Source organism: Arenibacter lacus, assembly GCF_008711145.1.
GTDB lineage: Bacteria > Bacteroidota > Bacteroidia > Flavobacteriales > Flavobacteriaceae > Arenibacter > Arenibacter amylolyticus.
In genome coordinates, this window is sequence record NZ_VVIN01000001.1 from 45,370 (window position 1) to 71,262 (window position 25,893).

The window sequence follows — 25,893 nt, forward strand, 5'->3', positions numbered from 1 at the left end:
TATTTTCACTAAAAAAATTTTAAATATTAATTAGATTTCGGTTTTAGCCTTTTATATATTTTTAAAAGGAAAAACAATATTAGTACCGTAAGGCCCACGGCTAGTATGGGTACAAAAATGGCCAAAATAGTCATTATTCCTGCAGCCACCGTTTCTACCAACCCGATGATAGGATTTGCTAATCCGCCTGTTGTAGCCGATGAGGCTACCCTTCCGGTAGCGGAAGTACTTTTAATGGCCGTTGCGGTACCACCTCCAGCAATAATGGCCAGGCTCCATGTAAAAACAGGATCTAGATCTGCCATAGTAGATACCATCACTGCCGTGCCGGCAATAGCGGCCAAAGGCACTGCAAAACCGTCTAGCAAATTATCTACCCATGGAATTAAATAAGCGAAAATTTCAACTACAGTGGCTACCCCTAAGGTAACCAAAGCCGGGATGCTCCCTATCCATTCCCAGTGATCATTTAATTCCCAGACATTAAAATAGGCAGCCAAACTTAAAGCAAACAAGGGCATAAAAATTCTAAAACCCACCGATGCGGCAAGCCCAATCCCTAAAAATATGCTTAAAACAGTTTCAAAAGCCATCTGCCATTAATTAATGCGAATTTAACTTATTAAGGATCAACAAAAAAATCGTCCTTAAATCCAATCAGATATAACTTATCCTTAGCCCTAGTGATAGCAGTATACAACCATCTTAGGTATTCCTTATCCATTCCATTAGGCAGGTAAGGCTGTTCTACAAAAACGGTGTTCCACTGCCCTCCCTGGGATTTATGACAGGTGATGGCATATGAAAACTTCACTTGAAGGGCATTAAAAAAAGTATTGTTCTTTACGGCCAAAAACTTTTTGTACTTGGACCTTTCCTCTGCATAGTCTTTCATTACCTCCTGGTAAAGTCGGTTGCCATCCTCATAGGACAAGGAGGGGGTCTCTGCCATTATGGTGTCCAATAAGAGAACTGTTTCGAAAGGTTTCTGATTGGGGTAATCTACCATTTTAACCTTTACTTCTGCGAATTTAAATCCGTATAATTCTTTTATAGAGAAAATCTCCAGCACTTCAATAATGTCACCATTAGCAATAAATCCGGCCTCGGAGGTTGGCTTCAACCAAAAGTAGTTATTTTTAACCACCATCATATAATCCCCAACGGCCAATTCATTTTCTAGATATAAAATCCTATTCCTTATATTTTCATTGTACAGGTTGGCGCGTTTGTTAGATCGTACAATTATGGCAGTTTCCTCTTTACCATTTTGGGAATAGGACTCATCTATCGCCTCCTGGATGTCGTGCCCATCAATCAATCGAACAATATCCGCATATGGGGAAACAGAGAATTTAAAGTCGTCATAAAACTCGCTCTGTAATTGCTCCCTTAAATTGGTAGCATTGGCAAGTATGCCAGAATCCACCGCCTGGCGCACCACCTCGTCTAACTCTAACTTTATCACTTCCTTATCGTAGTTCAAGGATAATTGCCTTTCATCCAATGCAGGGCTAAGATTTAAATGCACTGGTGGCAACTGGGCAGTATCCCCAATAAGTATCAACTTACAATTATGACCTCCGTATACATAGGTCATTAGATCGTTTAATAAGGAGCCATTTTCCAACAATTTGGAATCTGTGGGCGTATCCGAAATCATGGAAGCTTCATCTACAATAAACAGCGTGTTTGTATGTTTATTGGGCGATAACACAAATTGCACCCCTCCTCCCCTTTGTTTTTTAGGGAAGTATATTTTTCTGTGAATAGTAAATGCTTGGGTTCCGGAATAGTTAGACATCACTTTCGCCGCTCTCCCGGTAGGGGCCATTAAAACCGCCTTCATGGTAGTTTTCCACAAATTGGTCACCATGGTACCAATAATGGTAGTTTTTCCAGTACCTGCAAATCCCTTCAATAAAAATACCTTATTTTTTTCCTTGGATAAAATAAAGCTAGAAAGTTGCTGTAATGCAACTGACTGCTTGGGGGTTACGTCATGCGGAAATTTATCAATTAGAAGATTGTAAAAATTAGTGTCAGTTATAGAATTCATAGGTCTTCAAAGATAATCAGTATTTTTAAGGTCAAATACTTTTGGCATTAAAAAAAAATTGTAGATTTGTGATAACCACTAAATATAATAACACATAAGAAATGAAGACCATTTTACAAATTTTTCTTTGGCTGGTAAGTATTGGATTAGCATTTATGATCTATAAATCTGTCAATGGGCCTATTGAGTTTAAGAAGGTTAAACAAGAGCGTTTTGCCCAGGTGATAGCTAACCTAAAGGACATTAGAAATTCCCAAGAGGCTTATAAGACCGTAAATGGGAGGTATGCCAAAGATTTTAAAGCCTTGGTCAGCTTTGTAGATACTGGCAAATACATTATTACACAGCAAAGAGACTCCTCGTATATGGAGTACGACAGGAATTTTGGTATCGATATGCTAAAGGAGGTTAAGATTATAGACACCCTTGGTTTCGTATCTGTAAAGGATTCTTTGTTTAAAAATGACACGCGCTACAAGACTATGATGAATGTTCCGTATGCAAAAAATAACGAACAGTTTGAAATGAGCGCTGGCATTATAGAAAAAGGAAATTACAAAGCTCCCGTTTTTGAAGTTAAGGTAAGTAAAGATGTTGTGCTTCATGACCAACCCAAGGATTTATTGGCGAAGGAGAACACTCAAGTAAACGTTGATGAAGTTAATGGTAACGTGATCAAAGTTGGTTCCATGACTGAGGTAAGCACCAGTGGAAATTGGCCATCTATCTATGACAAACGAAACAACCAATAGCATTTTAGAAGATTTCAAATCAGAATATCATAAATTGTCCATTCAAGTTAGCTTGAATGGACTTTCTTTTTGTGTATTGGACACACTTACCAATACCATTCTCGCTTCGGAAAAAATCAGTTTCCAAAACGAACTGACCCCCTATGCCTTACAAAAGGAATTAAAAGAGCTCTTTGAGACGCATAAGATTCGTAAAAATCAATTTTCCGAGGTTGTAGTCATTCATAGGAACAACCTATTCTGTTTGGTCCCCAAAGCCCTTTTCAATAAGGATGATCTAGCCAATTACCTTAAGTTCAATGCCAAAATATTGGCCAACGACCATTTGGTATACGACGAGATTGAAAATATGGAGATGGCAAATGTCTATGTTCCCTATGTAAACATTAATAACTACATCTACGATCTTTTCGGCGATTTTGAGTTTATGCATCATGGGACCGTTTTAATAAAGTATTTAATAAACAGCCACGGCAATAACAAGGAGCCCATATGCTATGCACATATAATGGATGGCCATATGGATATTGCCGTTATTCAAAACAAAAAGCTATTACTTTACAACAACTTCAGTTTTACGTCTAAGGAGGATTTTATTTATTACCTTCTATTTACCCTAGAGCAATTGCAGTTAGATACAGAAACTACAATGCTTAAATTGTTCGGAGCGATAGAGGAAGGGGACCCCCTCTACGAATTATGCCACACCTATATAAACCATATATCCATTTTTATTCCCGCTCACCACACCCTTTATCATTATGGGGATGTGGAAGAACAGTCTATAGATTTTACACTATTAAATTCCCATTAATCAATGCGTATCATATCTGGTAAAAATAAGGGACAACGCCTAATGGCACCCAAAAAGCTTCCTGTTCGCCCAACGACGGATATGGCCAAGGAAGCGCTGTTCAATATTCTTAACAACCAATACTATTTTGAAGACTTAAAGGTGTTGGACCTGTTTTCTGGTACTGGCAACATAAGTTATGAATTTGCCTCCAGAGGGACCACTAATATTATTGCTGTAGATGCCCATCAGGGATGTGTACAATACATTGCCGAAACTTCCGAAAAATACGATTTCCCTATTCAGGCCATAAAAAGGGATGTGTATGATTATTTGGAGAACCAGGCAGAGAAAGCGCATTTAATCTTTGCTGACCCTCCGTACGATTTACCCGTGGAGGATTTCGCCCAAATTGCCCATTTAGTATTCGAAAAAGAATTGCTTTTAGAGAATGGCGTATTGATTTTGGAACATCCAAAACACACGGATCTATCCCAAACTCCCAACTTTACCAACCAAAGAAGATATGGAAGTAGTATTTTCAGCTTTTTTGAATGGGTAGGAGACCAAGAATAATCTAAGGTGATGGGTGCGACACCTATACGAAGGATACCACTAAAAATATAGGTAGTACAAAAAAATAAGCAGGTCATAAGCCGGATTCTGTAATCCACAAGCAATTGCGGACTCCCTTATCATTTATCTAGGCAATTGATTGCTCAATTACTCTAACCGCCTACCCTTCAGCTTGAGCGTGCAGCCCTCGAACACTGATTTACATGGCGTTGCACCGTATAGAGTTTACCTGCTTTCACTACAGCATTACCTGTACCTTCTCTCTGTTGCACTTGTCCTCGCCTCACGACGGACGGGCGTTACCCGCTATACTGCACTATGGTGTCCAGACTTTCCTCTGATTCCAATTAGTATTGGTACCAGCGATAAGGTGACCTGCTTATGGCAAAGATAGTTCAATTGTTGATAAATATTGTGCAAATCCCGCCTAAATAGGGACTTTAATACAATGCTATTTCTATATTTGCAGTATATATACCGACCCCCGAAAATTGGGTCCCTTATAAGTGTAAACTGTTGGAACCTTTTATAGTATCTGCTCGAAAATATAGACCTAAAACATTTAAGGATGTGGTGGGGCAGCAAGCTATTACCAATACCTTGACCAATGCTATTGAAAACAATCATTTAGCACAGGCATTGTTGTTTACAGGTCCAAGGGGAGTAGGGAAAACCACCTGCGCTCGTATTCTCGCAAAACAGATTAACCAACAGGGGGAAGCACCCGAAGATGAGGATTTCGCCTTTAATATTTTTGAGCTCGATGCCGCCTCCAACAACTCGGTAGACGATATACGAGAACTTACCAGTCAAGTTAGGATTCCTCCACAGGTAGGGAAGTACAAAGTATATATTATTGATGAGGTGCACATGTTGTCTCAAGCGGCTTTCAACGCCTTTTTAAAGACCTTGGAAGAGCCACCGGCACATGCCATTTTTATTTTGGCCACCACCGAAAAGCACAAAATTATTCCCACTATTCTATCGCGCTGCCAAATTTTTGATTTTAAGCGAATTACGGTAAAGGATACCGCGGAATATTTAAAATACATAGCCGAGAACCAACAGGTGGAAGCAGAAGACGACGCCCTGCACATCATTGCCCAAAAGGCAGACGGTGCCATGCGTGATGCACTTTCCATATTTGATAGAGTAGTCAGTTTTTCTGGTAAAAACCTAACCCGTAAGGCCGTAACCGAGAATTTAAATGTCTTGGATTACGACACCTACTTTAAGGCCACCGATTTAATATTAGCCAGGGATATCCCCTCCTTATTGGTATTATTCAACGAAACATTGGCACAAGGTTTTGACGGCCATCATTTTATTATCGGATTAGCTTCGCATTTTAGAGACCTCATGGTCTGCAAACACCAAAATACTATCCCTCTTCTGGAGGTTGGTGAGGAAGCTAAAAAGCAATATATGGAGCAATCCCAAAAAGCCTCTGGGACTTTTTTGGTTCAAGCGATAGACCTTGCCAATGATTGCGACATTAAATACAAGAGCAGCAAACACCAGCGACTCTTAGTAGAACTCACCCTAATGAAATTAGCCTCCATCGACTTTGATGGAGAAAAAAAAAAACCCTAAGCCATTAGGAACTGGTCGGAGTCGGCCAGATTTTATCATTCCGGCCTCTTACTACAAGATTAAAAAACCGGTCTCCGAAGCTACCGAACCCAAAGCTGAAGGAATTACTGGCCAAGGACAGCAAGCACAGCCACAAGATCTGCCAAAAACTGGCAACACCACTACTGCTCCCCAAGCCGGTTCTACCGCAGCATCCATAGCGTCAACCAATGCAGTGAGCTCCACTCCTACTGGGCAAGCTGCTGCTCCAAGGACCAAAATAGATCTAAAGTCCAAGAAAAAGAGAGTTTCCGGACTAAGCCTTTCTAGTTTAAAGGCTAAAAAAGAACATCAGCTCAATAAGAAAGAACATGTTGTTGATGAAAGCAACCTGCCCAACGCAGATTTCTCCGAAAAGGAAATGCAAAAACATTGGGCAGATTTTGTAGATATTTTAGATAAATCTGGCCGAAAAATCCTGGCATCTAACCTACATGCAGATGTTCCCAAGCTTAAGGATAGGGTCGTAATATGGATTGAACTTCCCAATGACACCATGAAAAAAGAGGTGGAGCGGGAGAAGTACGATTTAATGGAGTATTTAAAAGAAAAGCTTAACAACCATTTTATCACCCTAGAGATTACGGTAAATGAAACCACCGAAACAAAATTTGCCTTTACTCCTGAGGAGAAGTACCTTAAATTAAGGGAAAAAAATCCTGCGATCGACTTACTAAGAAGGGAGTTTGATCTAGATTTTTAAAGCTATCGCATTTTTTTAATTCGCCATGCGTAAAATAGCATTACCAATGCCAATATCAATAAAGCCAATCCCTCTCTAGCGCGTTCTATATTATCTATATTACCGTCTCCAATAGCGACTCCTTCAAAAGTATCGGGCCAAAAGACACTAGCTCCCATCAAATAAAGAAAACTGAATAGCACCGACACGGATAATCGTAACTTATTAAAAATAAAGAATACCGACGCCAGTGTTGCACTGCCATAGATAACATACCACATCCAAGGATCCGGATCGTTGTACTGCAAGGCCATTGCCCATACAAACAATACAATTAAGACTATAGCTACTATCCTATCGAAAATTTTCACATGTAGATTTTTATTGATTTTTATAAATCAAACTATTGCTGCACCAAGCACAGGAATATTAACTTGCCCAACGGCAGAAGCGTTCGCATAACTACAATCACACTTACGACTAGTTTTCGGTCGCGCTTATTTCATATTAGTTCCCCAAGATATGATTTTCTATAACTCCAAAGACCTCGGTTGCCAATAATGAATCTGGGACATCAATCCCACCTCGGTTGCTTATTAGGATGGGAAGATCCTTACTATCCTCTGGTATTCTACCATGGGAACCCTTTATCAGGCTAGCATCCAATGGAATAATATCTAATACCGTCCTAAATCCAAGTTTCTTCTTCAGTAATTTCCATGCCACCTTAGGCATCACCAGCTTATCCTTAGGATCGGTCAACATTTCCACGGGATCATAACCCGGTTTTTTATGGATGTCCACCATTCTCGCATAATCTGGCGCTTTTTTATCATCTAACCAAAAATAATAGGTGAACCAAGAATCCTTATCGGCAACAACCACCAAGTCTCCGCTTCGTTCGTGATCTAATTGCGCCTCTTTTAATTGTTCCCCGGATAACACTTTTTCTACCCCCTTCACTTTTTGTAGCAAGGTTTTGATCTTCTCGATATTCTTCTTATCCTTTACATATATATGGGCCAGTTGATGGTCTGCCACTGCAAAAGCATCACTTGCCCCTGCATCTAGCAATTCTAAGCCACGTTCTACCCGGATATTTATATAGCCTTCTCTTCTCAAAATTCTATTCAAGTGAACGGGATTGTTGACATTGGTAATCCCATATTCGGAAAGAAGTATAACATGGGCAGATTTACTCTCATAATAAGTTACCAATTGTTGAACAACCGCGTCTATTTCACGAAGGTCCTTGCCTATTTTTGAAAAATCGATACCATGTCGCTGCATATTATAATCCAAATGTGGCAAATACACCAAACTAAGGGTTGGGTTATGCATCTCATCGGTTCTAATGGCAGCATCGGCTATCCATTGACTGGATTTTATAGAGGTTTTTGGGCCCCAGTAATGGAACAGCGGAAAATCTCCCAATTCTGCCCTGAGCTTGTCGCGCAGTTCTGCTGGATGCGAGTAAAAGTCGGGAATTTTTCTCCCATCTGCCAAATAATTTGGTCTTGGGGTTGCACTAAAATCGGCATTAGAATACATATTATACCACCAGAAAAGGTTGGCACAGGTAAAATTGGGATCTTCCTTTTTCATCTTGTCCCATATCTTATCTGCTTGGATTAAGGTATTAGATTGTCTCCAAAACTTAATTTCGTGCTCTTCCTTAAAATACCAACCATTGGCCACGATTCCATGGTCTGCTGGTGTTTTCCCCGTTAAATACGTAGCCTGTGCAGAACAGGTAACAGCAGGCAACTGCGGAGTAATGGTTCCCCAGCTTCCTTTTTCCAAAAATGATTTTATAAAGGGAGTGTGCTCGCCAATAATCCCCCTGGTCAATCCAACCACATTTATTACAACCGTCTTCTTCATGATTACAACTTATTCTTTAACCAATTAATTTCGCGAACTATGGATGCCGTTAGTTCCAATTTCAACTCTTTTGGCAATACATCCCATGTATAGGTCTCTATTTCCAAATGATTAGAGAATGGGTCCTCTTTTAGGAATTCCAACACTTTTAAAATCTGATCTTGGGTAGAAAATAAGGATTCGTACTGCTCTATAAAAATAGGCACATGAAAGTGCGCCCTCAATTCGGTATAATCTCCTTTATTAGCCAATAATTCCGGTAAATCCCTAAAGGTAATTACCTGGTCTCCTTTTTGTTGGGTAACCTGATGTAGGTAAGTGGGTTCATTAAACCTTTCCAAGGACTGCCATATAGCTTCCCTATCCCCTTCATTAAACAGAATTTTCAAAGCAGAACTCACTTGTATCTTACCTACTTTAATACCGGCTTCTCTAAATTTTCCAATAGTATCTTTTGGTTCCTCATAGGCAAGGGAAAAATGGCATACATCATAACAGATCGTAAGGTACCTAAGCAATAACTCCTTTGCTTTGGCCTTAGAACACCCTAGTTTTTCCATCAAAATACTAGCTCCAATAGGAAGGAGATAGGCATCATAAAACTGTAAAACCTCCTTACTATTCTCCAACATTCCATCTGGTTCCGGTTCTATATCCAGATGCAGGTACTTTCCTGTACCCTCTTCAATACCTACCAACTGCAAGGCCACTTCGGCCAGATTAGTTGCCCCCTGTTTAAAAGCTTTATCTGTAGCCTCACTACCACTATGCCAAAACTTATAACTGATAGGTGAGGTAGATATTCCCCCTTCAAGGCCTTGGGGCAATAGGAAAGCGAGTTGATCAAAAAGTCTTTGGGTATATGTTAAGCGCTCATCCGTGGTCCAATCTGGGGCATGCACCATATCCTTTACCCTTTCGTTGTGAAAATTCCCATAAGGAAATCCGTTCATGGTAAAGACGTACAAATTGTTCCGATCTGACCAATCTTTAAATTCCTGTAGTCTCTTTCCCTGTTGAAGTTCCAAACTTGCCACATTGGAAAGTCGCAATCCCACGCCAAAAGGCTGCTCTGGTGAAACCTGCTGTTTTATCTTTGGAAGGGCTGCCTCCAAATTCTCCCAGGTCTGCTTCCAATCTTCGCCTGGGTGTATATTAGTACAATAACTAAGGTGAAATTTATCTTTAATCAGCACTATTGCATTGATATTTTTGGTTGAAACTTGTTATTTTGCCACATGATGGCATTTTTCATGACATCCCTATCTATAACGTGGACATCGTGTTTAACGCCAATTTTATTGATGAGGGTAATGGTAAGTTCTCCCCCCAAATGCTCCCTAAATTCCTCAATACCGTTTAATAGCTCCTCTATTTCATTCTGCTCCGACAAGGGGATATGTAGATCGAACCCGATAGTCTCCATTACAGCCAAAATACGCTCCAAGGTTTCCATCGTTATCAATCCACTTAGGTGGGCGTAGGTAAGGTCTAAAGCCATCCCTATGGCAACGGCCTCCCCGTGTCTCAATTGGTAATTGGTCATGAACTCCAATTTATGGGCTGCCCAATGCCCAAAATCCAACGGCCTGGAAGAACCGCTTTCAAAGGGATCTCCCCCTTGCGCAATATGTTCCATATGCATTTCTGCGCATCGATAGATCAGGTATTGCATGGCCTCCATATCCCGAACTCTTAGCTTACCGCTATTTTCTTCCAGAAAACTAAAAAACACCTCATCCTTAATAAGGGCTACTTTTATAGCTTCCGAAATTCCAGAGATCCAATCGCGCTGTTCCAAGGTGGTTAAGAAATGAGGATCATTAATGATTGCATAAGGCGGGGCAAAAGTGCCCAAGAAATTCTTTTTCCCGAAAATATTAATACTATTCTTTACGCCCACAGCAGAATCGTTCTGCGATAATACGGTAGTGGGAATACGGATTAATTTAACCCCTCTATGTGCAATTGCCGCAGCGTATCCCACCATGTCTATGATGGCTCCGCCTCCTATGGCTACAACAAAGGAGTGCCTACAGATTCGATTATCATTAATGCCCTGCAATATCCGCTCTACATTTCCGTAGTCGTTTTTACATTGCTCCCCTCCGGGGATTACTATTTGTTCGGTTCCATGGATTTCTGCTTGGTATTTTTGGCAATAGGCGGTAATTTCATCGGATAGTTTGGGATGACATTCCAACACCCCACTATCGATTACAAAAAGCACCTTTACCTTCCCTTTGGGATTATAATCTTTTATCAAATCCTTGAACATAGCATTATCTTGCCCAAAAATATGTTCCGTAAAGTGGAGCTTATATTCGTAAGGCACCTTAAAGGATTGTGATATTGTCTTGTAATGTTGCATTCTTTAAACTATTAAGTTACTGCGAACAGTTTGGATAAATAGATGGATAAGGGCCATAGCAAGAGCGTAACCACACCTACCCACCAATAAGAGAAGCCCACCGCCAAGGCTGCATCTAAAACGATGATGGAAATTACCCCGGTCTTTACGGCCATTTTTATATTTTGGGGTGAGTTCTCCCGGTATGCTCTTAGCAAGGGCCTAAATATCAATATAGCAAAAAGCAGTACAAATGGCAAGGACACCCATATGTTCTGACCAGCGTATAAAAGGATTCCTGCTATGGCTGTAATCACCACCACATACAACAGCCCTGCCAATACGATATGTCTTTTATTATCACCATGCACCTCGCCCCTACTGATTAAGGTAATTGCTGCAATATAAAGAATAGGAATTAGGGCGCATTGCCAATGGATAAGTTGGCCTAGGATAGACATCCCCAACCATAAATTAAGCCCCCTGCAAAGCCCCATATTCAAAGGACCAAAAAAAGGATGGTGCTTCCCTAGGGCGTCGTACAAAAGAATGGAAAGCGCTAGGCCAAGCGCTACTAACCCACTGCTGAGTCCTACCCAGAACGCAGCGCCTATTCCCAACACCATAAGAACACCTCCAAAAACAGCAGCAGAGGTTAACGGAATTACGCCAGAAGGAATGGGTCTTTCCGGACGCTCTACCTGGTCTAATTTATAATCAAACACATCATTGAGCACCACTCCAGCCGCATAAAGCAAGACTGAGGCAGCAATTAAAAGCACCACAGCCATCCATGCTAGGGATGCATGCTGGGTGCTGGCCAAGAAAAATCCGGATATAGCGATACCTGCCAATATATCGGCAGCTGCTGTAGGCAAATTGGCCGGCCTAGTCAGCTGTAAATATCCCTTTAAAACAGGATTCATTATACTATTTTATCGGTATCTACTCTGGGCTGCTGCCCTCTTAAGACGCTATTATCATTATAAAGTTGGGTCTGGTTAACACCCTCAGGGTTTAACCAATCGGACTCCTTCATTTTTCCGTTCATTCCAAAGATATCCAAGGCGTTCTGATAACAAGTCTTCACCACATCGGCTTTTGGAATACCTCTTTTAAGCATTAGGGAGGCTGTTTTTGGAACTGCCAAGGGATCACTTACCCCCCAGTCTGCAGAACTATCCACGATAATTCCGTCACTTCCAAATTTTCTCACCACCTCCACCATTCGTTCGTTCCCCATTTTCGTTTTGGGATAAATGGTAAATGCTGCTAAAAAGCCTCGATCCAAGACCTCTTTTACTGTTTCCTCGTTATTGTGATCTATAACCACCATAGCAGGATCTAAGCCGTGTTCCAAACAAACTTCCATACTTCTAAGCGTTCCCGCTTTTTTATCTCGGTGTGGGGTATGTACCTGTACGGGAAGATTTAGCTCTTTGGCTAGTTCTAGTTGTAAACGAAAATACTTATCCTCGGCGGGCGTTTGGTCGTCATAACCAATCTCCCCAATGGCCACTACATTTTCTTTATGCAAATAGAGGGGCAATAATTCCATCACCTGCTCTGCCAGGGCCTCATTGTTGGCCTCTTTAGAGTTTAAGCCAATGGTGCAATAATGCTTAATACCAAATTGACTGGCTCTAAACGGCTCCCAACCTACCAAGCTGCTAAAATAATCCTGAAAAGATCCCACCTGAGTACGTGGCTGCCCCAACCAAAAGGAGGGCTCTATAACAGCAACTACTCCCGCTTCCGCCATAGCTTCATAATCGTCCGTAGTTCTAGCGGACATATGCACATGCGGATCTATAATCATCATTTTCTCTTCCATAACAATCTTTTACTACTTTAATAAATTAACAATAAAACACATCTCCTCACTGCCCTACCACGATCCTATCAAAATTTGGGATGTAAATCCTCAGGATTTCGGTTCTTATACAACGTATAAAACTACTGAAATATTAGCACCTCCCCGATACTTTTCCGCAGATTTAAACTGGATTTAACAAAAAGTAGGGGAAGAACGACATATTTATAGCAATAGAAAGCAACTTACAACTTTTAAACACCCTTAATAGTACAAGGAAATCCAATCCAAGTTGGTGATCACTTCCTCCTTTTCATTTTCATTTTTGAAAACTAAACGAATACTTTTTCCCCTTGCCCATAGTAGCTACTGGAATATCCATTTCTAGCTTAATACCACCTATCTTACTAAAATGATCCACTCTTTCTTTTGAAATCGGCCCTATATTTTACCCTTACCAACCATCAATGAAAATAATTCTGAAAGTAAGCATTTGTATTTAACAATATTGTAATAGACTAAACGTTTTTTGAGATGAGAAGCGTTTATGAGAAACTGATAAGTTTATTTTCCTACAAAACATATATATTACACTGTTTTAATTTTAAAAAGTTAACCTAATATCTCTACCATAATGAAAGCAAACCTCCTCCTCACCCTATTGCTATGTGGATCTGCTGCTCTTGCACAAGAGCGTTTCACCCTTACTAATTTAGACGATTTTATGGACCAGGCAGGGAATTGGGAAATTGTGGGCAATGTGGTGGCAGATCCCAATATAGCCGTACACACCCATCAGGACGAAGCTTCAACCAAGTTGAGCAACAAAAAGAAACAAAAACATCCCAATCCTATAACGGTTACCCCTGGTACTGGCGTTTTGTACAACAACTATAGTTTCACAAAAAAAGACCACCTTCTAACCCAATGGGAACACGGAGATATTATTTTGGAATTGGAGGTGCTTATACCCAAAGCATCCAATTCTGGCCTTTCTTTACAAGGCAGGTATGAATTGCAAATAAAGGACAGCTATGGTGTTAGCCAACCTACCTCCAGTGATTTTGGAGGTATCCACAGAAACTGGGAAACCACCCCTTCCAAAGTTTTTATGGGCATTGCACCTACCTCCGCACCATACAAGGCACCTGGAGAATGGCAAACTCTAAAGATTCATTTCCAAGCGCCTAGATTTAATGAACAAGGTGAGAAAACTGCCAACGCCAAATTCATTGAGGTAAAATTAAACGGGGTGGTGATTCATAACAATGTAGAAGTTCCCTTACCCACTGGAGGCCCTATATCTAAAAAAGAAAGTGCCACCGGTCCTTTAATGATTCAAGGAGACCATGGCCCTATGGCCTTTAGAAATATATCCTTCCAATTTTTGGAGATGCCCTAAGAGCGAATAATCCTTACAACAAGCTGCTAATTACACCCCAATGAAATCTATTCTTCCAAATTGTCCCAATCCAATTCCCCGGAATTGATTTGGGCCACAAATTCTGGATATTTTTGAAGCAATTCCTTGGCTTGTTCCCAGTTAGAGCTTGCACAGCATAGCGAGGCCACTTTTCTTTCTAATACATTATCGCTCTGCATTAATCGCTCCATATCGGGCAGCAGTCCCTCCTCCAAAAAAGGAGCTACTGGTCGCCAAAAATAGGGGTCTACCGCTCTAGATGCTGCCCATCGTTCGTGGGCATAATCTGAGATAATCCTAGCAAGATCTTTATTAGCTCTTTTATCTACCGATAGCATCCCCCTAAGGTCTTGCTGCATAAATGCAGCCTTTAGATACATTTGATTCCACTGCTGGTCATTAAAATAGAGGGCAGGATATGGATTGTGCATAGCGATGGCATTAAACACCGTTGCAATATTGGTTCTTAGCGCTTCCACTGCCTGATGCTGGTATTCCTCTGGATTTGGCAGCAACACCAAAAACTTTAAAAATGTCTCCAGCTCACCAGTATCAGCCACCTGGATGATATTTGCCACTTTAGGGGTGAAGAATTCTGCGTTTTCCTCCAACACTCGCACTAAAAGATAGATTCTTGCTATTTGATGAATATGGGCATGTTGCAATTCTAAATACGCCTTCAAATCTTCATCAGATATTTGCAAAGATAAAGAACTAGCTTTCGTAATTTTTGAGGGAACCAAACTATAGGTCAAATACAAATCTCTGGTAGACCTCTCTTTAATTATTTGATCTAGCTTAGACAACAACCATGTTCTTTCCTCCTGTTGCACATTTATTTCCAACAGCGTTAACAACTGCTCACTCACCTCTTTAAATGCCATAATATGCTTTATAATAATTTAATGTAAGGGAACCTCCCGTAAACACCTGATTATAGCAACTTTATAGCTAGTTATCAGGATTCTGGCCCCTCCAAGGATTAAAGATAAAATTATCTCCGGATATAGTATGGGACATTGCCCTATTCTTTCTATTTTTGAATTAGAATTTAAAGATATGTTAGGTTTAAAATTACCCACAGACCCACGATGGGTGAATATTGTAGAAAAGAATATTGATGAAATATTAACGGATCATGCCTATTGCGAACAGAAAGCAGCAAGCACGGCTATTTCCCTAATCGTAAGCTTCCCGGAATATACCGAGCTCGTAGAAGAGATGGTTGCCCTAGCCAGGGAAGAAATGGGGCATTTTAAAATGGTGCACGACCGGATTTTACAACGCGGCAAGACATTGGGCAGGGACAGGAAGGACGAGTATGTGATTGCCTTGATGAAATTCTTCCCCAAAGGAGGCAGTAGAACCACCCAATTAGTACACCGTTTATTATACGCCGCCCTAATTGAAGCCAGAAGCTGCGAACGATTCCGACTCCTTTCGGAAGAATTAGAAGATAAGGAGTTAGCAGAATTCTATCACAAACTTATGGTTAGTGAAGCGGGGCATTACACCATGTTCCTAAAATTTGCCAGGCAATATGGCGACCGTAAAGAGGTAGATAAAAAGTGGGAGGCACTACTTACCTATGAGGCTGAAATAATGAAGGATTTGAGTAAAAAAGAAACCGTTCACGGTTAATCACCCTTCCAACAGCAAGACATAAAACAAAGGCCCTCTATCTGCAGAGGGCCTTTACTAATTTATTTTACCACTAATTAATGAGCTAAATAACAGCCCAAATCGGCCGATTATTCTTCCAACTTCTTTTGGTAATACTCATAGGTTGCAAACTGGGACCTAACCTTAGCTTTCTTGTTCTTTCTATAGGCATTGTCCTGTTTTTCTGAAAACAATCGTGCTTTCACATTGTCTTGCCAAGAAATATTAAAGGTATCCAAAAGCTCTTGTCTAACCTCCTTATCATAAATTGGCACTCCAACCTCCACTCGGTAATCCAAGTTTCTGGTCATCCAATCTGCAGAGGAAATATACACCTTGGGATCGCCATCATTCCCAAAAATGAAAACTCTTGGGTGTTCTAGAAATTTATCTACCACGCTGATGGCTTCAATATTCTCACTCATCCCCTTAACCCCGGGTATTAAACAGCAAATTCCTCGGATAATCAGTTGAATCTTAACCCCCGCATTACTGGCTTGGTATAGTTTATCTACCATTTTATAGGAGGTAAAACTGTTCATTTTAATTTTTATATACGCCTCCTTGCCGGCCTTTGCATTTGCAATCTCTTTATCGATGAGTTTTTTGAAAACATTTCTCGTATAGTGGGGCGAAACAATAAGGTGTTTATACTTTTGAATCTTATAGGAGGTATCAAAGAAATCGAAAACCTTATTCAACTCCTTTAAAATCCCCTCGTGGGTAGTAAACAACGTATAATCCGTATAAATACGGGCTGTTGACTCATTGAAATTCCCGGTACTGATAAATCCGTAACGTTTTATTCGGCCTGCTTCCTCCCGTTCTACCAAGCATATTTTACTATGCACCTTTAACCCCCGTACCCCAAAAATTAGCTGTACGCCTTCTGCCTGCAATTGTTCGGCATACTCTATATTGGCTTGCTCATCAAATCTTGCTTGCAATTCTATTTGCACCGTTACCTGCTTCCCATTCTTCACAGCATTGATTAAAGAAGCGGCGACTTGCGAATTATTAGCCAATCTGTACACGGTAATCTTTATGTTGTTCACCTTAGGATCTAAGGCAGCCTCCCTTAAAAACTTAATGATATAGGAGAAGGTTTGATAAGGAGTATATTGCAAAAAGTCCTTTTCTGCTATTCGCTCAAAAAGACTCCCTTCCATAGATAAGCCTTTCACAGGCAGGGGAACGATCGGTTCGTACATCAGGTCTTTTCTCCCTAAGCTAGGGAAGCTCATATAGTCTCGCCTATTGTGATACCTACCTCCGGGAATTACACTATCCGTATCCTCCACATCCATTTTCTCCTTTAGAAAATTAAGGGTATCTGCGGCAATTTTCTTGTCATACACAAAACGGACGGGATCACTTATTTTCCGGTGCTCCACACTGGTGGAGATTTTCTCTATAAAACTCTTACTTAGGTCATTGTCTATATCCAATTCTGCATCCCTGGTAATTTTAATCATATGAGCAGAAATGGTCTCGTAATCGAACATATTAAACACACTGTCCAAGCAGTATCTAATAAGATCGTCCAGAATAATAATATAGTTCTTATCCCCTTCTTTTGGCAGCACTACAAATCTATCTATACCCTTGGGAATTTCGATCAATGCAAACCGCTTCTGCTTGGCCTGCGTCTTACAGCCTGGTTGGTTTTTAAGCACCATCTTAACTGCCAAATACGCAGCCGTATCTTTTAACATAGGAAATCCCACCTTATCATTTAAGATAATGGTCATCAATAAAGGGCTTACCTTTTCAATAAAATAATTTTTTATAAAGCAGGCCTGACTCTCGGATATTTCAGTTTCGTTCACCAGAAAGATATTCTCCGTTTCTAGCTCCTTCTCTATATCGCCCAAGATCTTAAGGCTTTTAGTCTGCTGCTTAATAACTATTTCCGTAATTTCTTCTAAAAGGTCCTTGGCACTCTCTCCACCCAGCACACTTTTACCGGTTTTCCCTGCATTCACTATTCGCTTTACGGTAGCATATCTCACTTTAAAAAACTCATCGAGATTGTTAGAAAATATCCCTAAAAATCGCAATCGCTCTATAAGGGGAACATTTTTATCGGCACTCTCTTGTAAAACTCTCTCATTAAAGCTTAACCAACTAATTTCTCGGTTTATATATTGGTACTTATGTTTAATCATTCTCTAATATGTTTTGGAAATATTGTGCGCCCTGTTACTCCCTTAATCACGGCACCCCAATCATTCGTATCAAATTTTAACTCTACAAAACCACTTGTAGGTACATTGCTTATATATACATCCCCCAAGGAGTTGGCAATATGTGTAAAGGCCTCGTTATGGCCAAAAAGCATTACTGTATTTTTGGTGTTTTCCAAGGAACGAATGAACGAATATACATCATCTCCGCTAAAGTCGTACAAGCTTGGGGATAGCTTAAATTTATCCAGGGGATAACTAATGGTCCTTAAGAAAATAATAGCCGTATGCATTGCTCGGTTAGCGGGGCTAGAGAAGGCCGCATCAATAATTATTCGGTCTTTTAAAAACTCCTTCCCAACCCTGGCAGCATCTCTTATCCCTCTTTCCAAAAGCGGTCTATCCCTGTCCGAGACTTGGTAGTCCCAAGAGGATTTTCCGTGCCTCATTAAAAGTATTGTTTTCATTCCTTAAAAATTTAATGGTCCCGTTGTTTTACTCCCATAAAGGTAAAATAAAACTAGCTGCACCTAGGGTGCCAACCGCTCTATCTTCCAGTCATAATCTGGCTGCAGACTATAGCGTATCCTATCGTGCAACCTATTTGGTCTCCCTTGCCAAAATTCGATGGAAACCGGCTTTACTATAAACCCGCCCCAGTAACTGGGCCGTTCAATCTCTCGGTCTGCATAGGATTTTTCTAAATCCTTTAATTTGGATTCCAAAAATTCCCTGTTAGGGATTACCTCACTTTGAGGAGAAACAATAGCGCCCAACTTGCTTCCATCCGGTCTGGACTCAAAATATCCATCGGACAAATTAGGGGCAATTTTTTCGGCATCACCTTTTATAATAATTTGCCGCTCCATATTGGGCCAAAAAAAGGAAAGACATACCTTAGGGTTATTACTTATGGCCTTGCCTTTCTCGCTCTCATAATTGGTGTAAAAAATAAATCCCTCATAGGTGAATTTCTTTAACAAGACCACCCTATTTTTTGGATATCCATCCTTGCCCACGGTAGCTATGTTCATTGCATTGGGCTCATCTATCCCTTCACTGGCCTCCACCTCATAGAACCACTTTTGAAAAAGCTCCATGGGATTTTCGGGAACATTGGCCTTGGTAAGCTCACTTTTACCATAAGATCTTCTATAATCACCTAAATCTTTTTGCATAAGAACGAATTGAAATTGGAGAAGGGAATCCTAAATAACTAAGGGCCAGTAGCACAGGAATTATACATCCAGTAAGCCTGGAATAACCTTTTAGCGCAATCTAACACCAACCACAAATTTGCACAAAACAAATTAAAAAAAGAAAGCCAAACTTGGTTATTTTCACTTTTAAAACCAACTCCACACCTCTTCCCCTTTTGCTACAGCTGGCGTTAACCAAAATAAACAACAGAATACCTCCTTAACTATCTTCTTAAAGCTCAAAATACTTTCCATCCTCGGCCAGTTCCACTTCAGGAAAAATTGTGGTTGCTTCCTCTTTAAAAAGTTCAGTAGAAGCGTAACGGGTAGAGAAATGGCCTAGGATCAGCTTTCCCACCTCGGCCTTTTTTGCGATGGTTGCGGCTTCCTTGGCTGTTGCGTGTTTAGTTTTAGGCGCTAAGGCCTTTTCCGACTCCAAAAAGGTAGATTCATGATATAAAACACTCACCCCACTGATGATGGGAATCACCTGCTCCGAATATTGGGTATCGCTACAAAACGCATAGCTTTTAGGCGGACGAGGATCAAAACTCAACAAGTGATTGTCTATTCTGTCACCATTGTCCAAAATTACATCCTTCCCCTTTTTAATATTCTGGAAATAACATGTATCCACACCGTATTTTGATACTGCTTCCACATTTAAGATACGCTCTCCAATTTTCTCCTTAAACAAAAAGCCGTTGGTATAAATTCGATGTTGAAGGGGAATAGTACTCACTTCCACCTTATTGTCCTCAAAAATAAGTTCGGATCCTAAAGCGCTAAGCTCGTGAAAGTACAGTGGATAATTGGTCCAGGAATCCCCTAATTTTAAAAATAGGGTAATCGCCTCCTTGATCCCTTTTGGCCCGTAAACATGTAATGGCGTTTTACGACCTAGTAATCGGAAAGTGGAAATTAAACCAGGTAAACCAAAAAAATGATCCCCGTGTAAATGGGATATAAAAATATGGTTGATTCTAGAGAATTTTATCTTATGCTTACGCAATTGTACCTGGGTACCTTCTCCACAATCAATTAAAAACAAGTGATTCTTTATCTCGAGTACCTGGGAGGTTGGGTTATTTAAAGATCTAGGGGTAGCTGCATAACATCCCAAAATGGTTAGTTTCATAGAAAAAAAAAAAAAATTAATAATGGGACATTCGTTCAAGGTATTGGGTTTGTGGGAATATTAGATCCTCCCCTCCATTTCCCTATAGCTTCCCACAACACCCTATTGCTTATAGCTTTTGCTAAATAGCATAGGAACCCATACGTTTCTCCCAATATACTCCTTATCCTAGACATAGGAAAAGACCACCAAACTTGGCAACTGGCTGCAACCAGACAACCGCCGTCCCAATTTAGGGCACTTACTGTTTTAAATCTAGGAATATAGTAGCCATTAAACAAAAACCGATACGCAGCTAAGGATTAGGTAAGCCCTATATAGTGTTGCAGACCCATCAGTGAGCACGTCTACTACTGTGACACTACAGGTCTAGCTCCCGCTCTATTTCCTCGAGTTCTATAATATCCCTAGCCTCCTGAATAGTAGGTACCACGCAGATATTGTCTGGAACCTCATCGTAAGCCACCTTATCGGTAACCAGCACAAAGGATTTTTTGGAATTCCTATGAGTTTCGGACAGATCTAAAAACTCTAAGACATCTCCTGATGTAAGCTTGGAAAAAGAAAAGAGATTTAGGATGATGTGATCGTTCTTAATCTTGGGATAACTCTCCTTCAGGTTATTTATAAATGCCTTTAAGGAAGTGTCTTCCTGCAGCACAATAGTTACGTTTTCTTCTCTGTCTAAAATCATACGTCTATTATTTTATTTTTGATGCCAACAAATAAATTACCGCCATTCTAATAGCCACTCCATTCTCTACCTGATTTAAAATAATGGATTGTTTGGAATCGGCCACATCACTGGTTATTTCCACACCGCGATTAATAGGTCCCGGGTGCATTATCACAATTTCCTTATCCAAACTGTTCAATAGCGCTTTATTAACGCCATATTGTTGGGTATACTCCCTAGTGGTGGGGAAATAGCTAATATCTAAGCGTTCGTTCTGTATTCGTAGCATATTGGCGACATCGCACCAATTTAGAGCCTTTCGCAGATCGCTCTCCACGCTTACCCCAAGTGACTCGATATGCTTTGGCATTAAGGTTTTGGGGCCACACACCTTCACGTTGGCTCCCTGTAATTTTAGGGCAAATATATTGGAAAGTGCCACTCTAGAATGAAGGATATCCCCAACGATAAGAACATTCTTACCACTTACATCCCCCAGCTTCTCTCTAATAGAATAGGAATCTAACAACGCCTGTGTTGGGTGCTCATGTGCACCGTCCCCTGCGTTTATAATGGAAGATTTAACATGCTTAGACAGGAATATACCAGCTCCTGGATTGGGGTGCCTCATTACCACCATATCTACCTTCATAGATAGGATATTATTTACCGTATCTATCAAGGTTTCCCCTTTTTTCACTGAAGACTGTCCTGCTGAGAAATTCACCACATCGGCAGAGAGTCTTTTTTCGGCCAATTCGAAGGAGAGTCTCGTACGGGTACTATTTTCAAAAAAGATATTCGCTATGGTAATATCGCGAAGCGAAGGAACCTTTTTTATAGGTCTATTTAAAACTTCCTTGAAGTGATCGGCAGTTTCAAAAATGAGCTGAATATCCGACTCTTTCAGGTACTTAATCCCCAGCAAGTGATTTACACTCAGTTCGCTCATGCGTTTATTTCTTTACTAAATATATAACGTCTTCCCCATCATTTTCTTCCCACATCACTTTTACCTTTTCCTCATTGATAGCATCTACCTGCCTCCCCCTATAAGTAGGTTGAATGGGCAAATGCCTGCTAAAGCGACGGTCGATAAGGGTTAACAATTCTACTTCCCTAGGCCTTCCAAAAGATTGTATGGCCGTTAAAGCTGCATTTATACTACGTCCTGTATAAAGCACATCATCTATAAACACCACTTTTTTATCTTCTACAAGAAAATCTATTTTGGTCTTATTGGCCTCCAATGTCTTATCGCCCCGTCTAAAATCGTCCCTATAAAACGTAATGTCCAAGAATCCTAAATCTATAGTTTCTACGCCATATTCCTCTTTAAGGATCTTGGCCAAACGAACCGCCAAGAAAATTCCTCTTGGCTGCAGGCCAACTAATACGGTTTCCTTAAAATCTAGGTGATTCTCCAACAATTGGCAAGCCAGGCGATGCAGGATAATATTTATTTCTTTGGAAGAAAGCAATACTTTTTGACTCATAGCTATTTTGTCCAATGCCTTTGATTTACAAAAGTAGGGATTTCTATCTAATATAAAGGATTGTTCTAGGAATAGTGTTTTATTAATAACAGGAAGAACTGATACCCAATATTTTAAAATTATATTTATTCCATAAACCTACACCTTCCTTACCTAGAATCCAAAAAAAAAGCCCCGACGTAGGTCGAGGCTTTTCTATAGTTATTAAAATAGAGGCTTACTTCTTTTTCTTGTCGTTCGCTTCCATTTTATCCTTAAGCGCTTGCAAAGCTTCGTTAGCATCCCCTAAAGTAGGTTTCGCTTCGTCTGCAGCAGCTGCAGCCTTCTTAACGGCGGCCTTCACATTACGCTTCTCTTCTTCTCTGAATATTGCGGTATGACTTGCAACCACTCTCTTGAATTCTTTATTGAATTCAATCACTTTAAATTCAGCTTCCTCACCTTTTACCAATTTGGTACCATCTTCTTTTTCCAGGTGACGGGTTGGTACAAAGGCTACGATATCCTCGTTAAACTCAATAGTAGCACCTTTGTCTACTATCTCTGCTATACTGCCCTTATGAACTGTATCCAAGGCAAACTCGGTTTCGTACTTATCCCATGGGTTCTCGGTAGTCTGCTTGTGTCCTAAACTTAATTTACGACCCTCAACATCCAACTCCAATACTTCCACTTCCAAAGTATCACCAACGGTTACAAACTCTGATGGGTGCTTAATTTTCTTGGTCCAAGAAAGATCGGAGATATAGATTAATCCGTCTATCCCTTCTTCCAATTCTACGAATACACCAAAGTTGGTGAAGTTACGTACAATTCCTTTATGCTTAGAACCAACAGGGTATTTAGTTGTAATATCAGTCCATGGGTCTGGAGTCAATTGCTTGATACCAAGAGACATCTTACGATCTTCTCTATCCAAGGTTAATACTACTGCTTCAATCTCATCTCCAACTTTTACGAAATCCTGAGCGGAACGCAAGTGAGTAGACCAAGACATTTCAGAAACGTGAATCAATCCTTCAACACCTTCGGCAACTTCGATAAATGCACCGTAGTCTGCAATAACAACTACTTTACCTTTAACTTTATCACCAATCTTAATGTCTTCGCTCAAGGCATCCCATGGATGTTTCTCCAATTGCTTAAGACCTAACTGGATTCTAGACTTGTTTTCGTCGAAGTCTAAGATTACCACGTTTAATTTCTGGTCAAGTTCAACCACTTCGTTCGGATGGTTGATTCTGCTCCAAGAAAGATCAGTAATATGTACCAATCCATCAACACCACCAAGATCTATGAACACACCGTAAGAAGTAATGTTTTTAACAACACCTTCTAATACTTGTCCTTTTTCCAACTGGCTGATGATTTCTTTCTTCTGCTCTTCAATGTCCGCTTCAATCAATGCTTTATGCGAAACAACTACGTTCTTAAATTCGTGGTTAATCTTAACCACTTTAAATTCCATAGTCTTGTTTACATACTGATCGTAATCACGGATCGGCTTAACATCTATTTGAGAACCTGGCAAGAACGCTTCAATTCCAAATACATCCACGATCATACCACCTTTAGTTCTGCATTTTACAAAACCACTAACAATTTCTTCGTTGTCATGAGCGGCATTAACCCTATCCCATGCCATGATTGTTCTGGCTTTTCTATGAGAAAGAACTAATTGTCCACTTTTATCCTCACGGATATCAATCAACACCTCTACTTTATCCCCTACTTTAAGATCGGGATTGTAGCGGAATTCATTAAGTGAAATTACTCCTTCAGACTTGGCGTTGATATCAATGATCGCCTCACGCTCCGTAAGGTACACTACTGTTCCTTCCACCACTTCTGCGTCTGCAGTATCCACAAAGTTCTCGGCAACCATTTCTTCAAATTCCTTTAATTTGGAATCATCAACGCGCTCGATACCTTGCTCGTACTTTTCCCAGTTAAAGTTCTCCAAGAATTCTTGAGGATCTTGAGCTGGGGTTTCTACTTTTTGTTCTTGAGTAGCTTCGGTAGTAGCTTCTACCTCTGCTGGTGTTTTGTCTTCAGCCATTTGCTGATCTTTAATTTGTATTCCATGGAGTCACAAGAGTAAAACAATATCCAAGGAAGATGTTATGATTATTATTTTTTTATATTCCCTTTTTCCTCTCGATAGTTTGTTAAAAAAGGAGTGCAAATGTACAATTAATTTTCCATAACACCAACACAAAAACCACTTGACCTCCAACAACTTAACTATTTCTTGATTTATAGCCGTAACTAATCCAAGAATCCCTTATCTTGTAATAGCTAATAATAACCATTAAAAAACGGATAGATGAGTGTAAAATCAAAGTATCAAGAGGTATTAAACCTTGGCGAAAAATTAGAAGTAAAAAACGGTAATGTTACCGAGGAGAATGGCATTCTTAAAATTAAAGGGGAAACTAAGACCCAATATGAAAAAAACCTTCTTTGGGACAAAATTAAAGAGATAGGCGGGGAAAATCCTTCCGATCTAAAAGCCAATATTACCGTTGCCGATCAAAGCGTTTACCACCGACACACGGTAAAAAGCGGGGAATCTTTAAGTAAGATTGCCAAAAAATATTACGGAGACCCTATGAAGTACAAGAAAATTTTTGAGGCCAACAAGGACATTCTCAAAAATCCAGATTTAATCCACCCAGACCAAGTATTGGTCATTCCCAACTAAGCCTGGTATTTTTGCCACTAACTAAGAAGGTGGATATCCAAAGTTATTTTTTTGGACATCCGCCTTTTCTTTTACCATTTTCAAAGGGGATTAAGCGTTTGTCTCCTCAATTTTACGCAATGCATAATTATAGATACGGTCTAATTGCTCTTCCAATCCCATATCACTATTATCGAACTCAATAGCATTCTCGGCCTTTTTTAATGGAGAGAATTTTCTATTGGAATCTATGGCATCCCTATAGCGCACATTTACCAACACCTCATCATAGGTCACTTTCTCACCTTTTTCCAACAGTTCCTTATACCGCCTAAACGCTCTTGTCTCGGGGGAGGCTGTCATAAATATTTTAAATTCCGCATCCGGAAAAACGACGGTACCTATATCCCTACCGTCCATCACTACCCCTTTTCTCTTACCCATCTCCTGTTGCATAGCCACTAATTTCTTTCGTACAGCTTCCAAGGTAGCTACCTTACTTACTTGTTTGGATACCGGCAATGCCCTAATCTCCTTTTCTACATTCTCCCCATTTAGATACATTTCCGAAAATCCCAGGTCTGCATTGTGCACAAACTGAAGATTTATTTTAGGTAGGTGGGTTACCAGCCTTTTCAACTCCTCCTCTGTTTCGCCTATTAAACCGTGGCGCATGGCATATAGGGTAACCGCCCTGTACATTGCCCCAGTATCTACATAGATGTATCCCAGTGCTTTTGCCAATTGCTTGGCAATTGTACTCTTACCTGTTGATGAATAGCCATCAATAGCTATGTTTATTTTTCCCATGGGATTTAAAAATTATTGTAATTGTTCACCCCCCAGTACCGAACTAGGGCGCTGGTTAAAATCATTATTTAGCAGTAAA

Annotated in this window: 24 protein-coding genes, 1 other RNA gene and 1 pseudogene; 7 read left to right on the top strand and 19 right to left on the bottom strand. The window is 40.3% G+C overall.

The window, feature by feature from the left end; genetic code table 11:
- Positions 1–26 precede the first annotated feature (26 nt).
- Positions 27–593 carry a DUF4126 domain-containing protein gene (locus F1E73_RS00185; protein ID WP_086477279.1) on the bottom strand — a complete coding sequence of 189 codons (567 nt, stop codon included), beginning with the start codon at positions 591–593 and terminating at the stop codon, positions 27–29.
- Between the two features lie 29 nt (positions 594–622).
- A complete protein-coding gene (locus tag F1E73_RS00190; RefSeq protein ID WP_086477278.1) occupies positions 623–2,059 on the bottom strand; it encodes an ATP-dependent DNA helicase in 1,437 nt (478 codons plus the stop codon).
- 101 nt (positions 2,060–2,160) lie between these two features.
- Between F1E73_RS00190 and F1E73_RS00195 the strand changes: the two genes are divergently transcribed.
- Genes F1E73_RS00195 through F1E73_RS00205 form a run of 3 tightly spaced genes read left to right on the top strand, consistent with a single transcriptional unit; the run spans position 2,161 to position 4,180 of the window.
- On the top strand, positions 2,161–2,811 hold the full coding sequence (locus F1E73_RS00195) for a hypothetical protein (protein WP_086477277.1): 651 nt from the start codon (positions 2,161–2,163) through the stop codon (positions 2,809–2,811).
- Positions 2,789–3,625 (top strand): DUF3822 family protein, encoded by an 837-nt coding sequence (locus tag F1E73_RS00200; protein WP_150450808.1) that lies wholly within the window; start codon positions 2,789–2,791, stop codon positions 3,623–3,625. The genes F1E73_RS00195 and F1E73_RS00200 overlap by 23 nt, the downstream gene beginning before the upstream one ends.
- A gap of 3 nt (positions 3,626–3,628) precedes the next feature.
- Positions 3,629–4,180, top strand: a complete 552-nt coding sequence (locus F1E73_RS00205) for an RsmD family RNA methyltransferase (RefSeq protein ID WP_086477275.1) — start codon at positions 3,629–3,631, stop codon at positions 4,178–4,180.
- A 61-nt stretch (positions 4,181–4,241) separates the two neighbouring features.
- Here the strand turns inward: F1E73_RS00205 and rnpB are convergent.
- An RNA gene (gene rnpB / locus F1E73_RS00210) (RNase P RNA component class A) lies at positions 4,242–4,562 on the bottom strand.
- A 134-nt stretch (positions 4,563–4,696) separates the two neighbouring features.
- Between rnpB and F1E73_RS18100 the strand changes: the two are divergent.
- Positions 4,697–6,515: pseudogene (locus F1E73_RS18100) on the top strand (DNA polymerase III subunit gamma/tau).
- Between the two features lie 2 nt (positions 6,516–6,517).
- On the opposite strand, the gene F1E73_RS00220 reads toward F1E73_RS18100, so the two are convergent.
- The 6 genes from F1E73_RS00220 to F1E73_RS00245 all read right to left on the bottom strand — a co-directional run bounded on the left by F1E73_RS00220 (position 6,518) and on the right by F1E73_RS00245 (position 12,562).
- Positions 6,518–6,865, bottom strand: coding sequence for a transmembrane 220 family protein (locus F1E73_RS00220; RefSeq protein WP_086477273.1), 348 nt, complete (start codon positions 6,863–6,865; stop codon positions 6,518–6,520).
- Between the two features lie 136 nt (positions 6,866–7,001).
- Positions 7,002–8,378, bottom strand: coding sequence for an alkaline phosphatase family protein (locus F1E73_RS00225; protein WP_150450809.1), 1,377 nt, complete (start codon positions 8,376–8,378; stop codon positions 7,002–7,004).
- A 2-nt stretch (positions 8,379–8,380) separates the two neighbouring features.
- Positions 8,381–9,574, bottom strand: a complete 1,194-nt coding sequence (gene eboE / locus F1E73_RS00230) for a metabolite traffic protein EboE (protein ID WP_150450810.1) — start codon at positions 9,572–9,574, stop codon at positions 8,381–8,383.
- A complete protein-coding gene (locus F1E73_RS00235; RefSeq protein ID WP_086477270.1) occupies positions 9,574–10,749 on the bottom strand; it encodes a 3-dehydroquinate synthase in 1,176 nt (391 codons plus the stop codon). The genes eboE and F1E73_RS00235 overlap by 1 nt, the downstream gene beginning before the upstream one ends.
- An 11-nt stretch (positions 10,750–10,760) precedes the next feature.
- A complete protein-coding gene (gene eboC / locus F1E73_RS00240; protein ID WP_150450811.1) occupies positions 10,761–11,654 on the bottom strand; it encodes a UbiA-like protein EboC in 894 nt (297 codons plus the stop codon).
- On the bottom strand, positions 11,654–12,562 hold the full coding sequence (locus tag F1E73_RS00245) for a TatD family hydrolase (protein WP_086477268.1): 909 nt from the start codon (positions 12,560–12,562) through the stop codon (positions 11,654–11,656). Before F1E73_RS00245 ends, eboC begins: the two co-directional genes overlap by 1 nt.
- 613 nt (positions 12,563–13,175) lie before the next feature.
- On the opposite strand from F1E73_RS00245, the gene F1E73_RS00250 reads away from it, so the two are divergent.
- Positions 13,176–13,943, top strand: coding sequence for a 3-keto-disaccharide hydrolase (locus F1E73_RS00250; protein WP_150450812.1), 768 nt, complete (start codon positions 13,176–13,178; stop codon positions 13,941–13,943).
- 47 nt (positions 13,944–13,990) lie between these two features.
- Here the strand turns inward: F1E73_RS00250 and F1E73_RS00255 are convergent, their stop codons facing one another.
- The gene (locus F1E73_RS00255) at positions 13,991–14,848 is read right to left on the bottom strand and encodes an EboA domain-containing protein (protein WP_086477266.1); all 858 of its coding nucleotides are present in this window, start codon (positions 14,846–14,848) and stop codon (positions 13,991–13,993) included.
- 175 nt (positions 14,849–15,023) lie between these two features.
- Here F1E73_RS00255 and miaE point away from each other — a divergent pair, with 175 nt between their 5' ends.
- Positions 15,024–15,605: a tRNA-(ms[2]io[6]A)-hydroxylase gene (miaE, locus tag F1E73_RS00260; RefSeq protein WP_086477321.1), complete on the top strand. Its 582-nt coding sequence runs from the start codon at positions 15,024–15,026 to the stop codon at positions 15,603–15,605.
- A 110-nt stretch (positions 15,606–15,715) separates the two neighbouring features.
- Here the strand turns inward: miaE and ppk1 are convergent, their stop codons facing one another.
- The 8 genes from ppk1 to rpsA form a co-directional block, all read right to left on the bottom strand.
- Entirely contained in the window at positions 15,716–17,794 is a 2,079-nt protein-coding gene (gene ppk1, locus F1E73_RS00265) for a polyphosphate kinase 1 (protein ID WP_086477265.1), read from the bottom strand.
- The gene (locus F1E73_RS00270) at positions 17,791–18,279 is read right to left on the bottom strand and encodes a SixA phosphatase family protein (RefSeq protein ID WP_150450813.1); all 489 of its coding nucleotides are present in this window, start codon (positions 18,277–18,279) and stop codon (positions 17,791–17,793) included. Before F1E73_RS00270 ends, ppk1 begins: the two co-directional genes overlap by 4 nt.
- A gap of 63 nt (positions 18,280–18,342) precedes the next feature.
- Positions 18,343–18,990: a pyridoxamine 5'-phosphate oxidase gene (pdxH, locus tag F1E73_RS00275; protein ID WP_086477263.1), complete on the bottom strand. Its 648-nt coding sequence runs from the start codon at positions 18,988–18,990 to the stop codon at positions 18,343–18,345.
- Between the two features lie 253 nt (positions 18,991–19,243).
- Positions 19,244–20,149 (bottom strand): ribonuclease Z, encoded by a 906-nt coding sequence (locus tag F1E73_RS00280; RefSeq protein ID WP_150450814.1) that lies wholly within the window; start codon positions 20,147–20,149, stop codon positions 19,244–19,246.
- Positions 20,150–20,510: 361 nt separating this feature from the next.
- Positions 20,511–20,843, bottom strand: a complete 333-nt coding sequence (locus F1E73_RS00285; protein WP_086477261.1) for a ribonuclease Z — start codon at positions 20,841–20,843, stop codon at positions 20,511–20,513.
- A gap of 7 nt (positions 20,844–20,850) precedes the next feature.
- Complete coding sequence (locus F1E73_RS00290) at positions 20,851–21,777, bottom strand: aspartate carbamoyltransferase catalytic subunit (RefSeq protein ID WP_086477260.1); 927 nt, start codon at positions 21,775–21,777, stop codon at positions 20,851–20,853.
- Positions 21,778–21,781: 4 nt separating this feature from the next.
- Positions 21,782–22,321: a bifunctional pyr operon transcriptional regulator/uracil phosphoribosyltransferase PyrR gene (pyrR, locus tag F1E73_RS00295; protein WP_086477259.1), complete on the bottom strand. Its 540-nt coding sequence runs from the start codon at positions 22,319–22,321 to the stop codon at positions 21,782–21,784.
- 217 nt (positions 22,322–22,538) lie between these two features.
- Positions 22,539–24,380, bottom strand: a complete 1,842-nt coding sequence (gene rpsA, locus F1E73_RS00300) for a 30S ribosomal protein S1 (protein ID WP_086477258.1) — start codon at positions 24,378–24,380, stop codon at positions 22,539–22,541.
- A gap of 267 nt (positions 24,381–24,647) precedes the next feature.
- On the opposite strand from rpsA, the gene F1E73_RS00305 reads away from it, so the two are divergent.
- The gene (locus F1E73_RS00305) at positions 24,648–25,025 is read left to right on the top strand and encodes a LysM peptidoglycan-binding domain-containing protein (protein WP_086477257.1); all 378 of its coding nucleotides are present in this window, start codon (positions 24,648–24,650) and stop codon (positions 25,023–25,025) included.
- A 90-nt stretch (positions 25,026–25,115) separates the two neighbouring features.
- Here F1E73_RS00305 and cmk read toward each other — a convergent pair whose 3' ends face one another.
- Entirely contained in the window at positions 25,116–25,814 is a 699-nt protein-coding gene (gene cmk, locus F1E73_RS00310; protein ID WP_150450815.1) for a (d)CMP kinase, read from the bottom strand.
- Between the last annotated feature and the right edge of the window lie 79 nt (positions 25,815–25,893).

Excerpts from the sequence above, each read along its gene's own strand:
- F1E73_RS00185 (WP_086477279.1), bottom strand. The coding sequence starts at position 593 with ATGGCTTTTGAAACTGTTTTAAGCATATTTTTAGGGATTGGGCTTGCC.
- F1E73_RS00190 (WP_086477278.1), bottom strand. The coding sequence starts at position 2,059 with ATGAATTCTATAACTGACACTAATTTTTACAATCTTCTAATTGATAAA.
- F1E73_RS00195 (WP_086477277.1), top strand. The coding sequence starts at position 2,161 with ATGAAGACCATTTTACAAATTTTTCTTTGGCTGGTAAGTATTGGATTA.
- F1E73_RS00200 (WP_150450808.1), top strand. The coding sequence starts at position 2,789 with ATGACAAACGAAACAACCAATAGCATTTTAGAAGATTTCAAATCAGAA.
- F1E73_RS00205 (WP_086477275.1), top strand. The coding sequence starts at position 3,629 with ATGCGTATCATATCTGGTAAAAATAAGGGACAACGCCTAATGGCACCC.
- F1E73_RS00225 (WP_150450809.1), bottom strand. The coding sequence starts at position 8,378 with ATGAAGAAGACGGTTGTAATAAATGTGGTTGGATTGACCAGGGGGATT.
- F1E73_RS00235 (WP_086477270.1), bottom strand. The coding sequence starts at position 10,749 with ATGCAACATTACAAGACAATATCACAATCCTTTAAGGTGCCTTACGAA.
- eboC (WP_150450811.1), bottom strand. The coding sequence starts at position 11,654 with ATGAATCCTGTTTTAAAGGGATATTTACAGCTGACTAGGCCGGCCAAT.
- F1E73_RS00245 (WP_086477268.1), bottom strand. The coding sequence starts at position 12,562 with ATGGAAGAGAAAATGATGATTATAGATCCGCATGTGCATATGTCCGCT.
- F1E73_RS00250 (WP_150450812.1), top strand. The coding sequence starts at position 13,176 with ATGAAAGCAAACCTCCTCCTCACCCTATTGCTATGTGGATCTGCTGCT.
- F1E73_RS00255 (WP_086477266.1), bottom strand. The coding sequence starts at position 14,848 with ATGGCATTTAAAGAGGTGAGTGAGCAGTTGTTAACGCTGTTGGAAATA.
- miaE (WP_086477321.1), top strand. The coding sequence starts at position 15,024 with ATGTTAGGTTTAAAATTACCCACAGACCCACGATGGGTGAATATTGTA.
- ppk1 (WP_086477265.1), bottom strand. The coding sequence starts at position 17,794 with ATGATTAAACATAAGTACCAATATATAAACCGAGAAATTAGTTGGTTA.
- F1E73_RS00270 (WP_150450813.1), bottom strand. The coding sequence starts at position 18,279 with ATGAAAACAATACTTTTAATGAGGCACGGAAAATCCTCTTGGGACTAC.
- pdxH (WP_086477263.1), bottom strand. The coding sequence starts at position 18,990 with ATGCAAAAAGATTTAGGTGATTATAGAAGATCTTATGGTAAAAGTGAG.
- F1E73_RS00280 (WP_150450814.1), bottom strand. The coding sequence starts at position 20,149 with ATGAAACTAACCATTTTGGGATGTTATGCAGCTACCCCTAGATCTTTA.
- F1E73_RS00285 (WP_086477261.1), bottom strand. The coding sequence starts at position 20,843 with ATGATTTTAGACAGAGAAGAAAACGTAACTATTGTGCTGCAGGAAGAC.
- F1E73_RS00290 (WP_086477260.1), bottom strand. The coding sequence starts at position 21,777 with ATGAGCGAACTGAGTGTAAATCACTTGCTGGGGATTAAGTACCTGAAA.
- pyrR (WP_086477259.1), bottom strand. The coding sequence starts at position 22,321 with ATGAGTCAAAAAGTATTGCTTTCTTCCAAAGAAATAAATATTATCCTG.
- rpsA (WP_086477258.1), bottom strand. The coding sequence starts at position 24,380 with ATGGCTGAAGACAAAACACCAGCAGAGGTAGAAGCTACTACCGAAGCT.
- F1E73_RS00305 (WP_086477257.1), top strand. The coding sequence starts at position 24,648 with ATGAGTGTAAAATCAAAGTATCAAGAGGTATTAAACCTTGGCGAAAAA.
- cmk (WP_150450815.1), bottom strand. The coding sequence starts at position 25,814 with ATGGGAAAAATAAACATAGCTATTGATGGCTATTCATCAACAGGTAAG.